The organism is Streptomyces sp. B3I8, assembly GCF_030816915.1.
GTDB lineage: Bacteria > Actinomycetota > Actinomycetes > Streptomycetales > Streptomycetaceae > Streptomyces.
Genome location: NZ_JAUSYN010000002.1, coordinates 3,817,257 through 3,832,078 on the forward strand (window position 1 = coordinate 3,817,257; position 14,822 = coordinate 3,832,078).

19 protein-coding genes and 1 tRNA gene are annotated in these 14,822 nt (G+C 68.9%); 15 read left to right on the top strand and 5 right to left on the bottom strand.

Features of this window, described 5'->3' with window-relative positions; all coding sequences use genetic code 11:
- Positions 1-369: 369 nt before the first annotated feature.
- Entirely contained in the window at positions 370-783 is a 414-nt protein-coding gene (locus tag QFZ64_RS19100; protein WP_307067362.1) for a hypothetical protein, read from the bottom strand.
- A 99-nt stretch (positions 784-882) separates the two neighbouring features.
- Between QFZ64_RS19100 and QFZ64_RS19105 the strand changes: the two genes are divergently transcribed.
- Positions 883-1,653: a transposase gene (locus QFZ64_RS19105; protein WP_307067365.1), complete on the top strand. Its 771-nt coding sequence runs from the start codon at positions 883-885 to the stop codon at positions 1,651-1,653.
- A gap of 249 nt (positions 1,654-1,902) precedes the next feature.
- On the opposite strand, the gene QFZ64_RS19110 is transcribed toward QFZ64_RS19105, so the two are convergent.
- Positions 1,903-2,916 (bottom strand): hypothetical protein, encoded by a 1,014-nt coding sequence (locus QFZ64_RS19110; RefSeq protein WP_307067367.1) that lies wholly within the window; start codon positions 2,914-2,916, stop codon positions 1,903-1,905.
- A 441-nt stretch (positions 2,917-3,357) separates the two neighbouring features.
- On the opposite strand from QFZ64_RS19110, the gene QFZ64_RS19115 reads away from it, so the two are divergent.
- From QFZ64_RS19115 to QFZ64_RS19180, 14 genes are all read left to right on the top strand, one after another.
- Positions 3,358-3,786 carry a Scr1 family TA system antitoxin-like transcriptional regulator gene (locus QFZ64_RS19115; RefSeq protein WP_307071760.1) on the top strand — a complete coding sequence of 143 codons (429 nt, stop codon included), beginning with the start codon at positions 3,358-3,360 and terminating at the stop codon, positions 3,784-3,786.
- Positions 3,740-4,162 (top strand): Scr1 family TA system antitoxin-like transcriptional regulator, encoded by a 423-nt coding sequence (locus QFZ64_RS19120; protein WP_307067369.1) that lies wholly within the window; start codon positions 3,740-3,742, stop codon positions 4,160-4,162. Before QFZ64_RS19115 ends, QFZ64_RS19120 begins: the two co-directional genes overlap by 47 nt.
- Positions 4,163-4,259: 97 nt before the next feature.
- The gene (locus QFZ64_RS19125; RefSeq protein WP_307067371.1) at positions 4,260-4,649 is read left to right on the top strand and encodes an ATP-binding protein; all 390 of its coding nucleotides are present in this window, start codon (positions 4,260-4,262) and stop codon (positions 4,647-4,649) included.
- A 175-nt stretch (positions 4,650-4,824) separates the two neighbouring features.
- A complete protein-coding gene (locus QFZ64_RS19130; RefSeq protein ID WP_307067373.1) occupies positions 4,825-5,676 on the top strand; it encodes a sigma factor-like helix-turn-helix DNA-binding protein in 852 nt (283 codons plus the stop codon).
- Complete coding sequence (locus QFZ64_RS19135; protein WP_307067376.1) at positions 5,673-6,494, top strand: integrase; 822 nt, start codon at positions 5,673-5,675, stop codon at positions 6,492-6,494. The genes QFZ64_RS19130 and QFZ64_RS19135 overlap by 4 nt, the downstream gene beginning before the upstream one ends.
- Positions 6,495-6,656: 162 nt before the next feature.
- Positions 6,657-7,004, top strand: a complete 348-nt coding sequence (locus tag QFZ64_RS19140) for a hypothetical protein (RefSeq protein WP_006138367.1) — start codon at positions 6,657-6,659, stop codon at positions 7,002-7,004.
- Between the two features lie 5 nt (positions 7,005-7,009).
- The gene (locus QFZ64_RS19145; protein ID WP_307067380.1) at positions 7,010-8,377 is read left to right on the top strand and encodes an FtsK/SpoIIIE domain-containing protein; all 1,368 of its coding nucleotides are present in this window, start codon (positions 7,010-7,012) and stop codon (positions 8,375-8,377) included.
- Between the two features lie 88 nt (positions 8,378-8,465).
- Positions 8,466-9,197 carry a DUF2637 domain-containing protein gene (locus tag QFZ64_RS19150; protein WP_307067382.1) on the top strand — a complete coding sequence of 244 codons (732 nt, stop codon included), beginning with the start codon at positions 8,466-8,468 and terminating at the stop codon, positions 9,195-9,197.
- A gap of 13 nt (positions 9,198-9,210) precedes the next feature.
- Positions 9,211-9,390, top strand: coding sequence for a mobile element transfer protein (locus QFZ64_RS19155; RefSeq protein ID WP_307067386.1), 180 nt, complete (start codon positions 9,211-9,213; stop codon positions 9,388-9,390).
- Between the two features lie 15 nt (positions 9,391-9,405).
- Entirely contained in the window at positions 9,406-9,561 is a 156-nt protein-coding gene (locus QFZ64_RS19160; protein WP_006138372.1) for a hypothetical protein, read from the top strand.
- A 24-nt stretch (positions 9,562-9,585) separates the two neighbouring features.
- Positions 9,586-9,897: a SpdD-like protein gene (locus QFZ64_RS19165; RefSeq protein ID WP_307067388.1), complete on the top strand. Its 312-nt coding sequence runs from the start codon at positions 9,586-9,588 to the stop codon at positions 9,895-9,897.
- A 124-nt stretch (positions 9,898-10,021) separates the two neighbouring features.
- Positions 10,022-11,368 carry a replication initiator gene (locus QFZ64_RS19170; protein WP_307067389.1) on the top strand — a complete coding sequence of 449 codons (1,347 nt, stop codon included), beginning with the start codon at positions 10,022-10,024 and terminating at the stop codon, positions 11,366-11,368.
- Positions 11,361-11,543: a helix-turn-helix domain-containing protein gene (locus tag QFZ64_RS19175; protein ID WP_307067391.1), complete on the top strand. Its 183-nt coding sequence runs from the start codon at positions 11,361-11,363 to the stop codon at positions 11,541-11,543. Before QFZ64_RS19170 ends, QFZ64_RS19175 begins: the two co-directional genes overlap by 8 nt.
- Entirely contained in the window at positions 11,543-12,712 is a 1,170-nt protein-coding gene (locus tag QFZ64_RS19180; RefSeq protein ID WP_307067393.1) for a site-specific integrase, read from the top strand. Before QFZ64_RS19175 ends, QFZ64_RS19180 begins: the two co-directional genes overlap by 1 nt.
- A 97-nt stretch (positions 12,713-12,809) precedes the next feature.
- On the opposite strand, the gene QFZ64_RS19185 is transcribed toward QFZ64_RS19180, so the two are convergent.
- The 3 genes from QFZ64_RS19185 to QFZ64_RS19195 all read right to left on the bottom strand — a co-directional run bounded on the left by QFZ64_RS19185 (position 12,810) and on the right by QFZ64_RS19195 (position 14,751).
- Positions 12,810-12,883, bottom strand: a tRNA-Pro gene (locus QFZ64_RS19185).
- Positions 12,884-12,915: 32 nt separating this feature from the next.
- Entirely contained in the window at positions 12,916-13,698 is a 783-nt protein-coding gene (locus QFZ64_RS19190) for a Pr6Pr family membrane protein (RefSeq protein WP_307067394.1), read from the bottom strand.
- Between the two features lie 123 nt (positions 13,699-13,821).
- Complete coding sequence (locus QFZ64_RS19195; RefSeq protein WP_307067396.1) at positions 13,822-14,751, bottom strand: metallophosphoesterase; 930 nt, start codon at positions 14,749-14,751, stop codon at positions 13,822-13,824.
- Positions 14,752-14,822 lie beyond the last annotated feature (71 nt).

The window sequence follows — 14,822 nt, forward strand, 5'->3', positions numbered from 1 at the left end:
GTACTTTCGCCTCGATCGTCTCCTTGGCGGAGCTGGGCCGAGGATTGTCCGAGCCTCAGCCAACGACAGTCAGCCACGATGGCGGATCAGCCGACCGTGCAGGTGCGCGTGTGCCTCGCTGCACCCCCACCGGCCTCAGCCACGCTGCCCTAGATCGTCGACCAGAGGAGGGAACGGCGGTCGGCACATGACGACGGTGCCTGAGCCACCTCAGCTTGGGAAGCTCAGGCGATTTAGGAGCAATATCTGTGGTTAAGCCGGGTTGGAGCCGCTCCGGAATTTCGCGGGCCAGTAACTGATTTCCGGCAGTGTCACGAAGCTCAGTCGACGACAGCTAAAGGTTGTCCCGTAAGCCCATGAGGCTGAGGGTCATGCTGCGTCAGGGTCGGTGCCGATGGCGCCGGCCGAGCGAAGGGAACGCCCGAGGTCTCCGGTGAGGCTGCGCGGGTGTCGGCGCCACCACCACAGGTCGGGGCCGGGCAGCCTGTGGAACTGGTCGAGTGCTTGGCCGTCGTCGTCGACGGTCGCGGCCCTGTACCGGTCGTCCAGAGCTTTGATCCGCGGGGTCCAGAGCTGGACGATGTGTTCGTCCAGCAGGATCCATGCCTCGTGCAGCCAGTTCCGGCAGTAGAGGTCGTTGGTGTACTCGTAGATGTCGTCGCCGTAGCCGCGCTCGATGGCGCTCACCAGGGCGGCCCACGCGTTTACCCTTTCAGTGACCGTGAACGCCGTTCGCCAGCCGCGCTGGTGCAACAGCTCCCCCACCTCGGTCTCCGTAGCCACGGGCGGAGGATCTCACGGGGAAGCCGTCCGGGCGATCGAGATACTGTCCCGCCAGAGGCTGCGGGCCCCGAAGCATGATCAAGGTGAGACGATCTCGCCGTGGCTGGTGTGATCACGGCGTCGGAACCCTCCTGGATAGCCCCGTTCACCGGGCTGAGCCCACGACAGTTCACGAAACTTGTGACTGCGTTGCGGCGGGAGGGCGCCGACCCGGTGAGCAGAGGCCGGCCCTGGGGCCTACCGCTGGAAGACAGATTTCTGCTGGTGGCCGCGTACTGGCGGACGAACCTCACCCTGCGGCAGCTGGCCCCATTGTTCGGGGTCTCCAAGTCCGCCGCGGACCGGATCATCGCCCACATCGGGCCATTGCTCGCCCTGCGGCCTCGCACGAGGTTCCGGAAAGACACGGTGCTGATCGTCGACGGCACCCTAATCCCCACCCGGGACCACACGATCGCCGAGCAGTCGAAGAACTACAGGTACTCCACCAACCACCAAGTCGTCATCGATGCCGACACCCGTCTGGTCGTCGCCGTCGGCCGACCGGTCCCGGGGAACCGCAACGACTGCAAGGCATGGGAGCTGTCCGGAGCGAAGGACGCCATCGGCCGGACCACTGTGATCGCTGACGGTGGCTACCGGGGCACTGGCCTGATCATCCCTCACCGCCGTGACCCCGGTCGGGCCGAACTACCAAGTTGGAAAGAGGAACACAACGCCTCTCACCGCAAGGTCAGGGCCCGCGGCGAGCACGCCTTCGCCCGGATGAAGAGCTGGAAGATCCTCCGCGACTGCCGCTTGAAGGGCAACGGCGTTCACCACGCCATGCTCGGCATCGCCCGCCTCCACAACGTCACCATCACCGGCTGAACCGAGCAGGCAGGTCAGCAAGCACGACCGTGATCAATTACGGGACAACGCTTAGCTACGACGCCGGGAGTGCCAGCGATCAGGCGCGCGTATGTCTCATTGCACACTCACCGGCTTCCACCACGTAGTCAATACCGTCGGCTGGAACAATCACGACTGCCCACTCGCGCTGACGGTGCCCACAGGCGCGACCGCTGAAGCATGTGGGTTCGATTCAACAGATCGAAAATGAGCGCTACTGACAATCAATTATGGGATAATGGAATACCTCCCATAGCCGTCTCTGGCGATTAGCTGAGAGGCGCCACCGAAGGGCGTGAACTTAAATGCGGGATTCCCTTTATTAACCTTGACGGAAATGTCTTTTGTCTCATTATCTGCTGGAACGTAGTATTTCAAATGAAGGGACCATTCGCACCCGCGGTCCGAGGCGACAGAGATATTCATGAATGCAGGTTCTAGGTTATTTTGCAGCGCTACCCCCTTAACTGTCAGGTAGGGCTTTCCTGAGGCATCATCCGTAGCGTCGACTGTGTCTCCCGGGTTTTCAGCCTGGGTGAAATCGAATACCAGTCCATCCCTGTTAGAGACACCCCCGGACGGTGCAGGAACGAGTGCCGATTGGGCTGTAGATTCAGTGCATTTTATCGTTTTCGCATAGATGCGTTTAATCGTGATTACGCCACCGCGCTGAGAGGAGAGCTCGAGCTGCATGGAAAGATAGGGGAGGGGTGCATTCTCTGGATCTCCGCGCCGCCCCAGAACCCGCTGCCCGCCCAAATCGGAGAGCTTTTTCCTGAGTTTTTTGTCGCTGACGTTCGACTTATTGATCACATCGACTTCCGCCTGGGTCAGGACCCGATCGAATTCCCAATAGTCGACCTCCCCAGCCGCTTGCTCGGCGGGAGGAATATAGGAGAGGTGTGCGTCGAGTGCAGGTTTAGATTTTTCTACATTATCTGCCGCTTTATCGGCAACTTCTGCGGCATCGTCGGCCAGGATGTGGGTGTACGCGTAGGTCGTAAGGATTCCCACGAGGAAAACGGCCAATATGGCGAGCGCTTTTTTGGCAGAAATGCGCCGAAGGCTTTGCCCGTTCTGTGCAGCCTCGGGGTCTAGAGCTTCGGCTAAAAAGTTTCGCGTTCTTTCCGCTGAGGTGGTTCCTCCGGTGCTGGCGCTTCCCCCGGTGGTTCCTCCGGTGCTGGCGCTTCCTCCGGTGCTGGCGCTTCCTCCGGTGCTGGCGCTTCCCCCGGACGTGCTCATGCATCCACCACCTGATCGCTTTGACTGCCGAAGTCCCAATGGCTATGTCCGTGAAACACGCAGTCAACACCAAGACGCCATATTTTGGTCTCCTGTAAGGAAGGAGGCAAGCGCTTTGGCTATGGTGTGCTCCAATCTCTGACACCGGACGGCTGAACGCCGGGTGCGCGGCCCGGCCGCCGGCCGGGCTGGAGCGGGACGAAGGCAGGAGCGCAGGCCCGGCCGGGGGCCGGGCCGCGCGCGGGGAGCGGAGCGAGCCGCCTTGAACCAGTAGAGAAAGTTTGAATCAGGCACGGGTTGTTGGTGTGTCCGGTCCCGGTAGATGCTTGACGGCCGTCGACGTGGCTTAGGCTCCTGGTGTCTGCTGCCTGGTGGTGTAGAACCCTGAGCATGGGGAGTGAGCGGCGGGAGCTGATGCGGGCGCTTGGCGGGCGTCTTCGGATGCTGCGGGCAGAGGCCGGCCTGACGGGTGCTGCCCTGGCGCAGCGTGCTGGTGTGGGGCAGCCGACCGTGTCCAAGGTCGAGACGGGGCGCATGGTTCCGAGTCTCGATGTGCTCGACCGGCTTTTGGGTGCCCTCGGCCTTGATGAGTCGACGGCTCGTGAGGTGCGTGACCTCCTGGCCGCTGTGGCCACTGCTGCGGACTCTGGCCAACCGGCAGACAACGGGGCCCCCGTCGGTGCGGCCGTTGACGAAGAGGTTCGGTCCGCTCGGCTGGTGCGGTCGTTTCAGTGCGTCATCCTGCCCGCCATGCTCCAGAGCGCGGAGTACGCCCGTCACGTCTTCGAGGGTGTGCCGGGCTCGACGCCTGAGGCGGTCGGGCGTGCTGTTGCTGGCCGTGACTTTCGAGCGGCAGAGCGTGCTGTATGAGCCGGGGCGGGAATCGGTGTTCGTGCTGACGGAAGCGGTGTTGCGGACGTGGCCGGGGACGCCTGCGTTGATGCTCGCCCAACTCGACCGGCTGCTGGCCGTTGAGAGTCTGAGTACAGTCCGGCTCGGGGTTGTGCCCTGGCGTCGGCCGGTGCCGGTGTTGCCCCGGCATGGGTTCAGGCTGTGCGACCGGCGGGCGGTCGTGGTGGAGGCGTTCGACCGTGAGCGGGTGTCGGTGGACTCCGCTGAGGTGGCCGCGTACGAGGAGTCGTTCGCTCGGTTCGAGGGGGCGGCGGTCTTCGGTGGCGAGGTGCGAGAGCTGCTGTTGCGGATGATGACGGAGTTCCGGGAGCTGGGAGACACCGTCACCCCATAGAGGAATAATTCCTCGGGATGCCTAGTCCGGTGAGCGGGCGTGGGAATACTCTGCCGTCACGCTGTCTAGCCCCCTAGACGAACTGAGGTGTTCTCCCATGCTCTCCAAGTGGTGCCGTGCCTTCCCTGGTCTCGCCGAGGAGGTGACCCACGCCCGTCACTTCGTGGCCTCCCTGCTCGCCGAACGGGGCCCCGTCGACGATGCCGTCCTGATCGTGAGTGAGCTGGCGACCAATGCCGTGCGGCACTCGCTGAGCGGTTCGGCCGGCGGCTGGTTCCTCGTGATCGTCGGCTTCGGTCACGACCTGATCCGCCTTGAGGTGGTCGACCAGGGCGGCCCCTGTGTGCCGCATCTGTGCGACGTCACCAATCAGGAGGAGGGCGGGCGCGGGCTGCTGCTCATCGCCGCCTGTGCGAAGGACTGGGGAGTCAAGGACTGGCCCGACGGCCGTTCGGTCTGGGCCGAGTTGGCGCGGGAGGGCGCGTGAGCGCGCGCCGCCCGGTGATAGTCCGGGGCTGGGCTGTGGGCGGTGGCGGGTGAGTCCTCGGGGTGTGCCCCGGCGGCGGTCCCGGTTCTTCGTGGTCGACGTTCGTACGGGTCGGCGTCTCCCGCCCATTCCGTCTAGGGCCCTAGACTCCTGGGTATTCCTAGGAGGTGTGCTCATGTCGGACGAGCTGCAACGGATCATGGCGATTGATGATCCGTACCTGCTCCTGCGTGAGGTCACGACCCGGCTGGCCGACGCACAGCAGGAGGTGACAGAGCTGGCCCGCCTCCGTCGGCGTGTGGTGCAGGACCTGCACGCGCAAGGGCTGTCGTACGCGCAGATCGCCGAGAAGGCCGGCCTGAGCCGCGGGCGCATTCACCAGATCCGCCATACCGGCCCGGCGCCGGAAGGGGCTTTCCTCGGCCGGGGCGCTGTCACCGTTGCCACTCCGCTGCGGCGTGACGACGAACGCGGGCGGACGGTCGTCGCCGTGGACGACGTCAGTTCCGGCAAGCGGCTGGAGGACCTGGCGCGCTCGTATGGCCTCGGCGTCACCTCGGAACATGTGCCGGTTACAGGTGAGATCGACCTCAATCGTGAGGGCCTGGTCGTCGTCTGCGGCCCGCGCATGTCTCAGGAGATGTGGGACACCTACGCGCAAGATCCGGTGCTGCGCTGGGAGCGCGCGGAAGACGGGCCCTGGACAGTGGTGGACCGCCGGACCGGCGCCGTGCATCGTTCGGGACAGGACAGTGATCCGGCCCGGCCGTACGACGTCGGATACCTCGGCCGGCTGTCGCGCCCGGACGGTGGCGGCTCGCTGCTCGCCATCGCCGGCATTCACACGCAAGGCTCCCTCGGTGTCGTGCAGCTGCTCGCCAACGACCTCAACGCGCTGTGGGGACAGGTGGGGGACCGCCGGTTCTCCACGCTGGTGGGCGTCGAGTACGACCCGGAGACCAGCGAACCGCAGTCCGTCGAACTTCTCTGCCCGCTCTACCGGCACGACGAAGAGGCGTCCTCGTGAGGACTGCCCTCGCCACACTGCCCGCCGGCCCCGACAGGGAGAACGAGGACTTCGCCGCCGCCGCTCCCGGTGTCGCCGTCCTCCTCGACGGGGCCGGCGTCGGCGGGGCGGAGACCGGATGCACGCACGGCGTCGCCTGGTTCTCCTCGACGCTCGGGGCCTTGCTGCTGCGCAGCATCACCGCGTACCCCGTCCGGCCGCTCGCCGAGTGTCTGGCCGACTCCATCGGCCTCGTCCGGTCCTTGCATGAGGGCACGTGCGATCTGGCGTACCGGGCCAGTCCCACCAGTACGGTCGTCGCCGCACGTGTCGGCGCGGGAGCTCTGGAGTACCTCGTCCTCGGTGACTCCTCCCTGCTCCTGGCCGACCGGGACGGCGGTACGACCGTGGTCACCGACCGGCGCCTGGACGAGGTCGGCAAGCGGCTGCGCGGGCCGGTCGACGAGCTGCCTACCGGCTCGCCCGAGCATGCCGCCGCGCTCGCCGAGTACCGCGATGCGCTGACCGGGCTCCGGAATCGGCCGGATGGCTTCTGGATCGCCGGTCCTGATCCAGGGGTGGTAGAACACGCAGTGACGGGGACGGTTCCGCTGGGATCGCTGGCGTCCGCGACGTTGCTGAGCGACGGGGCTACGCGGCTTGTCGACCGCTTCGAACTCTCCGACTGGGAAGAGACGTTGGCGCTCCTCAGCTCCTCCGGGCCGGATGAGCTGATCCGGCGCGTGCGTGAGGCTGAGGCCGGCGACCCTGACGGACGGCGCTGGCCGCGAGGGAAGGCGCGCGACGACGCGACGGTCCTTCACTGGGTGCTGTCGTAGCGCGTGCGGGCGCGCGATCTGACACGCGTCCGTATACCCCCCTAGACAGTTGATGGGTCGTCGGTTACCTTGAATGTCGACCCCCCTAGACAGTTAGGGCGGGCCCCTCCTTGCGCTGTCTAGGGGGGTACGCAGATTCGCCGACTCAGTGAGGTACAGACAATGCGTGTGATCCCCGTGGACACCTCGGCCGCGACGCTCCTCGTGACGAAGCTGCCTGAGGTGAAGGTGCGGGACCGGCAGACCGGTGAGGTTGCCGTGGACCCGGTGACCAATCAGCGGCTGATGGTGCTGGAGCTGGTGTTCATCGCGGCCGGCGGTTCGGACATGATCAAGGTGACCGTTCCTGAGCCGGGCATCGGTGAGGGCCTGGTGATGGGTGCGCCGGTCGTCCTGTCGGGTCTGGTGGCCCGGCCGTGGGAGAGCGAGTTCGGCGGGCGGGCCCGGCACGGCATCGCCTACCGGGCGGACGCGGTCATGGTCAACGCCCCGGCGTCGGTGCAGGGTTGATCGCCATGGCCGACACCGTCCGGGTTCTGCTCCCGGTGCTGCTGGTCCTGGCCGTGCTGCTGGTGGTGCGCCGTCGTATGCCGGTGGTGTTCTGGTGGCTGGTCGGGTATCCGGCCGTCGCGCTGCGGGTCCTCGTCTCCTACCGGGCGACGATGGACGCCTGCGGCCTGACGGTCCCGGCCTCGGCCGTCCGCCGGGCCACCGCCCGGATGATCGGGCGGCAGGCGGCACCCGTACCGCCTCGCCACTCCTTCCCCCGGCCGACCGGATCCGGGCTCGTGATGCGGCTGCGGATGGCGGCCGGGCAGGCTCCCGAGGACTTCGCCGCCTCGGCCGACCGGCTGCGGCACGCCTGGGGCGCCCACGCCGTGCACGTCCGTCCCACGAAACCGGGACGGCTGGAACTGCGGCTCGTCGGCTGGGACGTGCTCGCCGAGGTGCGGCCCGCCCGGCACCGGCTGGGGGACGGCACGCTGTGCCTGCCGCTGGCGCTGCGGGAGGACGGCGTATGGCACGTGCGGGACTTCCGCACCGTGCCGCACGAACTGATCCTCGGCGCCACGCAGTCCGGCAAGTCCGTCTACCTGCGCAACCTGCTGTGCGGCCTGGCCCGTCAATCGGTCGTCCTGGTCGGCATCGACTGCAAATGGGGCGTCGAACTGGCGCCGTTCGCGCCCCGGTTGTCCGCGCTCGCCGACACCCCGGACCGGGCGAACGAACTCCTCGACGTGCTGCTGGAGGAGATGGAGGCACGGTTCCGGCTCATCGGCCTGCGGAGCGGGGCCGGTCCGGACGCCGTGCTCACCTCGGACGTGTGGGGGCTGCCGGAAGCGGCGCGGCCGGTGCCGGTCGTGGTCGTCGTCGACGAGGTCGCCGAACTCTTCCTGGCCGCGAGCAAGGACGACGAGAAGCGGCGGGACGCGATGGTCACCAAGCTCATCCGCCTCGCCCAGCTCGGCCGCGCGGCCGGCATCTTCCTGGAGGTGTGCGGACAGCGCTTCGGCGCCGAACTGGGCAAGGGCGCCACAATGCTGCGCGCTCAGCTCTCGGGCCGCATCTGCCACCGCGTCAACGACGAAGCGTCGGCGAACATGGCGCTGGCCGACATCTCCCCTGAGGCCGCGCTGGCCGCGACCGCCATCCCGGCCGAGCGTCCCGGCGTCGCCGTCGTCGGGGACTCCTCCGGCGGCTGGTCCCGTGTCCGCTCACCGCACCTCACCCTCGACGACGCGGCGGCCGTCTGCCGGGACACCGCCGCCCTGGTGCCGGATCTGCCCCGGCTCGACGCCTTCCGGCCCGCCGTCGCCGTCGAAGCGGCTGGGCCGTCCTCCTCGACCGCTGCCGTGCCCACCGCTCGCCCGGTGACCGAGTAGCCGCACCCCTCTTCTCCACGGTCGGCGTGACCGCCTCGCGCCATGTCCCTACCCCTCCCATGCCTGAAACAGGAAGGAACCGGAGCCGATGCGTGCCCACCTGGTCCGCGTGGATGCCGTGATCGTTCAGGCCGTCATCGCCGGCGCCCTGTCCTTCTCCCACCTGCACGACCTCGCCTCGGCGGCCGGACAGGGCGGGTGGAAGGCGTGGGCCTACCCGGTCAGCGTCGACCTGCTGCTGGTCGCCGCCTGGCGCCGGATGCGGCAAGCACAGCGGGCGGGGCAGGCGGCCGGGGGACCGCGCCTGTGGTTCCTAGTGGCCCTGGCCGCATCGCTCGGCGCCAACGTCGCCACCGCCGGACTCCTCGACCTCGACCACGTCCCCGCCTCGCTCCGCGTCGTCGTCGCGGGCTGGCCCGCCGTCGCCTTCTTCGGCGGCACGCTCCTCGCCCACACCCCGCACGCCAGCACGGAAGCGCTGGCCGTCCCTGACTCCTCGGCCCCGTCGACCGACGCGTACGAGGAACGGCCTCCCGCCCCGGCCGCCGTCGACACGACCGACCGGGACGCGCTCCCGGCACCGTCCACCGACCCCGACCCCGACCCCGCTCCCGAGACAGCCACCGAACCGGCCGCAACCTCGACCCCAGTCCCGGCGCCCGCTCCCGCCGTCACCCTTCCGCCCGCCCTCGTCGACCGCGTTCGGGCCCTGGCCGACGAACACCACTCCGCCACCGGTCGCCCCGCCGACCCCGACGCCGTACGCGCCCGGCTGGGCCTGCCCCCGTCCATGACGGCCTCCGTCGCCGCCCACCTCTGAGAGGAGCACTGCCATGCACCGCCGCTTCCGCAACGTCCGCCGTATCGGCCCCGTGAACGTCGCCACCTACCTCGACCGCGGCAAGCACCGCCACCTCGCCGCCTGCACCGCGCCCCGCTGCGACTTCTCCGCCGAGTACGACAGCCGCGCCGCCGCCGAACTCGCCGCCCGTACCCACCGCTGCTCCGCCTGACAGGAGACCCACCGCATGAACGTCCCGCTCTGGCTCGCCCTGCTCTGCATCGGAGTCCTCGGCGTCAAGCTCATCCGCCCGCCCTGGTGGCTCATCGCCGCCCTCCTCCTCGGCGGCTACCTCCTCGCCGACAGCCTGCTCGCCCCCGTCATCGACAACTTCGTCAAGTAACCCGCCCAGGAAGGAGATCCGCCCATGTTCCGGCCCAAGATCCCGACCATGCCCCAGCCCACCGGCCTGGTCACCCCGCCCGCCGTCGTCGTCGAACCGACCACCATCACCCCGGCCGCCTCGCCGGTCGCACCGCCGGCGCCTATCGCCCCGGTTTCGTCCCGCCCGGCTGTGCAGCGCACCCCCGGCAGCGCCCTCGCCCTCGTCGGCGGCGGCACCGCCGTGGTCCTGGTCGTCGGCGCCGTCCTGGTCTCCATGCTCCTGGCCGTCGCCATCACCGCCGCTTCCGTCGCCGTCTGCGCCGTCGTCGTCCGCTCCCTGCTCACCCGCCGCTGACTCCTCGGCTCCGCCCGGCCTCGCCTACCCATACTGTCTAGCCCCCTCGACAAGTCGAGCAGAGAGGCAGGCAGGCCGGGCGGACGCCGCGAACACCCGCCGCCCCGCAAGGAGGAACCCGCACATGCACGCCCCGGCTCCCCTCGGAGCCATCCGCAACCTAACGGCCCTTGCCCGGCACGGTGACCTCAGCTCCTACGCCCGGCAGATCCAGCGCCTGGGCGGCTGCGAGCGGCCCGTACGGATGGAGGGCCACCGCCTCGACGTCCATGCCGCAACCGGCGAGATCGTCCGGGAAGTCGTCGACCGCGACCTTCCCGCCGGACAGCTCCTCATCCGCTGCAACAACCGCCGCGCCACCCGGTGCGCCGCCTGCGCCGAGATCTACCGCAAAGACACCTTCCACCTCGTCACCGCCGGACTGAGCGGCGGCAAGGGCATCGGCCCCACCGTCGCCCAACACCCCCGCGTCTTCGCCACCTTCACCGCCCCCTCCTTCGGCCCCGTCCACAACCGTCCCGCCGGCGGCCGCTGCCGCTGCGGACGCACCCACCCCGAAGACGACCCCACACTCGGCACCCCACTCGACCCGGACCGCTACGACTACCGCGCGGCCGTCCTGTGGAACGCACACGCCGGTGCCCTCTGGGCCCGGTTCACCACCTACCTGCGCCAACAGCTCGCCTCCCGCGCGGGCCTCACCCGCTCCGCGCTGCGCGACTGCCTCAAGGTCTCCTATGCCAAGGTCGCCGAGTATCAGCGGCGAGGCGCCGTCCACTTCCACGCCGTGATCCGCCTCGACGGCCCCGACGGCGCCGAGGACACCCCACCCACCTGGGCCACGACCGAACTCCTCACCGACGCCATCCGCACGGCGGCCCGCCTCGCCGAGACACCCGGGCCCGTCCTGGACGGCCACGCGTACGCCTTCCGCTTCGGTACACAGCTCGACGTCCGCCCGATCCGCTCCGCCGACTTCGCCGGAACCTCGGAGCTCTCCAGCCGGGCCGTTGCCGCCTACATCGCCAAGTACGCCACCAAGGGCGCCGAAACCGCCGGCACCCTCGACCGCCCCGTCCGCAACCCGATCACGGACCTGATCGGCTCAGGCGTCACCGACCACGCCCGGCAGATGATCCTCACCTGCTGGCACCTCGGCGCACTCCCCGAACTCGAAGACCTCCGCCTGCGCAAGTGGGCCCACATGCTCGGCTTCCGCGGCCACTTCTCCACAAAGTCGCGTGCCTACTCCGTCACCCTTGGCGCCCTCCGCCAGGAACGCGCCGACCACAACGAAGCCCTCACCCGCGAACGCGCCGCCGAAGCGGGCCACCCGCTCCCCGACCCGGACACCGTGCTCGTCCTCTCGCACTGGCGCTTCGCCGGGACTGGCCTCACGGACGCGGAAGCCCTCTTCGCGTCCTCACGCTCCGCTTCCCACGACGTAGAAGGAGACCCCGACCGTGCGTGATGACGAACTGCTCACCGTCGCCGAGGTAATGGCCCGTCTCCGTCTCGGCCGGTCCACGGTGTACGACCTGATCCGGTCCCGTCGCCTGCCCTCGGTCACCATCGGCCGGTGCCGGCGCATCCCCGCCTCCGCCCTGGGCGACTTCATCGCGGGACAGATGGAGCGTGCGGCCTGATGACCAAGCGTCGGAGCCGTGGTGACGGCGGCCTGCACTGGGACGAGAAGCGGCAACGGTGGATCGCCACGGCGAACCTGGGCTTCGACCCGAGTGGCAAGCGGATCGTGAAGCGGGGGAGTGGCAAGACCAAGACCGAGGCCAAGAACAAGCTCAAGGAGGTGCTGCGGGACCACGAGGACGGTCTTGCGATCGCGCCCACCAACTACACGGTCAAGGATGCCGTGACGGACTGGCTCGCGTACGGCCTGGTGGGCATCGACCCCAGCACGGCGAAGACGTGCGCGATCCTGAGCAACACACACATCATCCCGTCCCTCGGCGCGCGCAAACTTCGTGACCTGAGCGCGGAAGACGTCGACCGCTGGCTGGCAGCCAAAGCGAAGGCGCTCAGCACGCGCACCCTTCAAGCGATCCACTCGTGCCTCAACCGTGCGGTCAAGCGGGCCATGGCTCGGGACAAGGTGAAGCGCAACGTCGTCGAACTCTGCTCGGTGCCCCAGGGGCAGGCCGGGCGCCCCTCGAAGGCGCTCACCTTCGCTCAGGCTGAGGCCGTGCTCAAGGGCGCCGAGGGCACCTCGATGTACGCGTACATCGTCCTCGCGCTGCTGACCGGTGCCCGTACCGAGGAGTTGCGGGCGCTCACCTGGGATCACGTCTTCCTCAAGGGCAAGCCGGACGCCGACCCGCCGCAACCTCCGCATATCGCGGTGTGGCGCTCGGTCCGGCGGGGCGGGGACACCAAGACCCGGAAGTCCCGGCGCACGCTCGCGCTGCCGGCGCGCTGCGTGGAAGCGCTCTGGCAGCAGTTCGAGGACCAGGGATGGGACCGGCTCGCCGCTGACGAGAAGTGGGAGGAACACGGGCTGGTCTTCTCCTCGGCCGTCGGCAAACCGCTCGACGCCGCGAACGTTCGGCGCGCCTTCCGCCAAGCGCTCAAGGAAGTCGACGGGATCGACGCCGACGAGTGGACGCCCAGGGAGCTCCGGCACAGCTTCGTGTCCCTGCTGTCCGACCGGGGGGTCCCGCTGGAAGTGATCTCCCGACTCGTCGGGCACTCCGGGACGGCCGTGACGGAAGAGGTCTACCGGAAGCAGATCCGGCCCGTGATCCAGACCGGCGCCGTGGTCATGGACGGCATCTTCGGTGCGGAGGAACGGCGGCTGTAGACACGCGGAAAGCGGTAGTCACGCAGATAGACACGCAGCCGGAAACAGGTGAGGGCCCTACCGCGAACGGTAGGGCCCTCACCTGCTGTTTTGGCTGTCGGGGTGGCGGGATTTGAACCCACGACCTCTTCGTCCCGAACGAAGCGCGCTGCCAAGCTGCGCTACACCCCGATGTCGCTGCTGTCGCGGCGACGACGTTTACTTTAGCCCACCGGTGCCCGGAGACGAAATCCGGTTTTGCGGCGGCGCAGGGGGGCCGGGCGGATGTGGTCCAGGGTGACCAGGAGGATCGCCAGGGCGTAGACGGCCAGGCACAGGAGGAGGGCGTTGGTCAGGACGTGCTGGTAGCCGTGGGATGCCACGTCGAGGAAGGGGTGGACGTAGCGGCCTGGGGTGCCGGGGGCGAGGAGGGCGCCTCGGGTGAGGATCAGGGCCAGGTACGCCAGCGGGTAGAGCAGCCAGGCCGTGGCGTGCCGGGGGCGCAGTCGGTGCGGTGGGGTGAGGAACAGCCAGTCCAGCGCGGCCGCGAGCGGGACCGCCGTGTGCAGGAGCCGGCCGGCCACGGCCGGCCAGCCGGTCGCGTCGGCCGGGGTGTCCGTGAGCGCGAACGGTGGGGACGCGTTCGCCAGGAGCAGGTGGTAGGTCAGAGCCGCTGTCGCCGTGTACAGCAGGGTGGCGCCGGTCAGGGCGGGCGGGAGGGAGCGGCGGGCTGTCCATGCGCGCTGGGCGGCCAGGGCGAAGACGACGGCTGCCAGTGCGCCGCTCTGGATCGTGAAGTAGGTCAGGGCCCGGGCCGGGCTGCCGTGGAGTAGGGCGATCGTCACTCCGGCCGCCGCCGCGGCGGCGATCAGGAGGCGGAAGACGGCCGTCACGGGGCGGCGTACGGGCGTCATCACCGCGGCGGCCGGGACGGCGGCCGACAGGGGGCCGGGCACGCCCGGTAGCGCCGGAAGTCCCGGTATGTCCCGGGGCAGGGGGGTGAACATGCCCTCACGCTAGGGAGGGGGGTGGTGTGGGGCGATCCGGGTGGTCTGTTCGGGTTTCGAGTGCAGAGTGAGTGGAGGAAAGAGGGGCTGGGGCGGCGCCCCTCTTTCCTGCTGCTTCGGGTCCTACTGCTTCGGGGCCAGGGTCAGCAGGGTTGCCTCCGGGGGGCAGGCGAAGCGGAACGGGGTGTAGCGGTTGGCGCCGCAGCCCGCCGAGACGTGCAGGTACGAGGTGTTGCCCTCGGCGGTGTGCGTCGACAGGCCCTTGACGCGGTCGGTGTCCAGGTCGCAGTTGGTGACCAGGGCGCCGTAGAAGGGGATGCACAACTGCCCGCCGTGCGTGTGGCCGGCCAGGATCAGCGGGTAGGCGTCCGCCGTGAAGGCGTCCAGTACCCGCAGGTACGGGGCGTGCACCACGGCCATGGAGAAGTCGGCGTCGTCCGACGGACCGCCGGACACCTGCGCGTAGCGGTCCCGCTTGATGTGCGGGTCGTCCAGGCCCGTCAGCTCCAGCGACAGCCCGCCCTCCAGCTTCAGCGTGTCGCGCGTGTTCGTCAGGTTCAGCCAGCCTGCCGCGTCGAAGCCGTCGCGGAGGTCCTCCCACGGGTTGTGGATCACACGCTTGGCCGGTGCGTTGCCGTTCAGGCCGTGCTGTCCGCTGATCTTCTCGCCCAGGTAGCGGGCGGGGTTGCGCGGCACGGGGCCGTAGTAGTCGTTCGAGCCGAAGACGTAGGCCCCGGGGAACTCCATCAGCGGGCCCAGGGCGTCGAGTACCTCGGGGACGCCCTCCGGGTCCGAGAGGTTGTCACCCGTGTTGATCACGAAGTCGGGGCGCAGGCCCGCCAGCGAACGCAGCCAGCGCTGCTTCTTGCGCTGTCCGCTCACCATGTGGATGTCGGAGACCTGCAGGAGGCGCAGCGGGCGCATCCCGGCCGGGAGGACGGGCACCGTGACCCGTCGCAGACGGAAGGAGCGGGCCTCGAACCCGGCCGAGTAGAGCAGTCCGGCGGCGGCAACCGCCGTGATTCCCAGGGGTACTCCGTATCGCGCGCGCATGAGTCCATCGTGTCAGACGGCGGTGTATGGTCCGCGCGGCCTGTGGACAACTCCGGTTCCGCGGGAAGCGC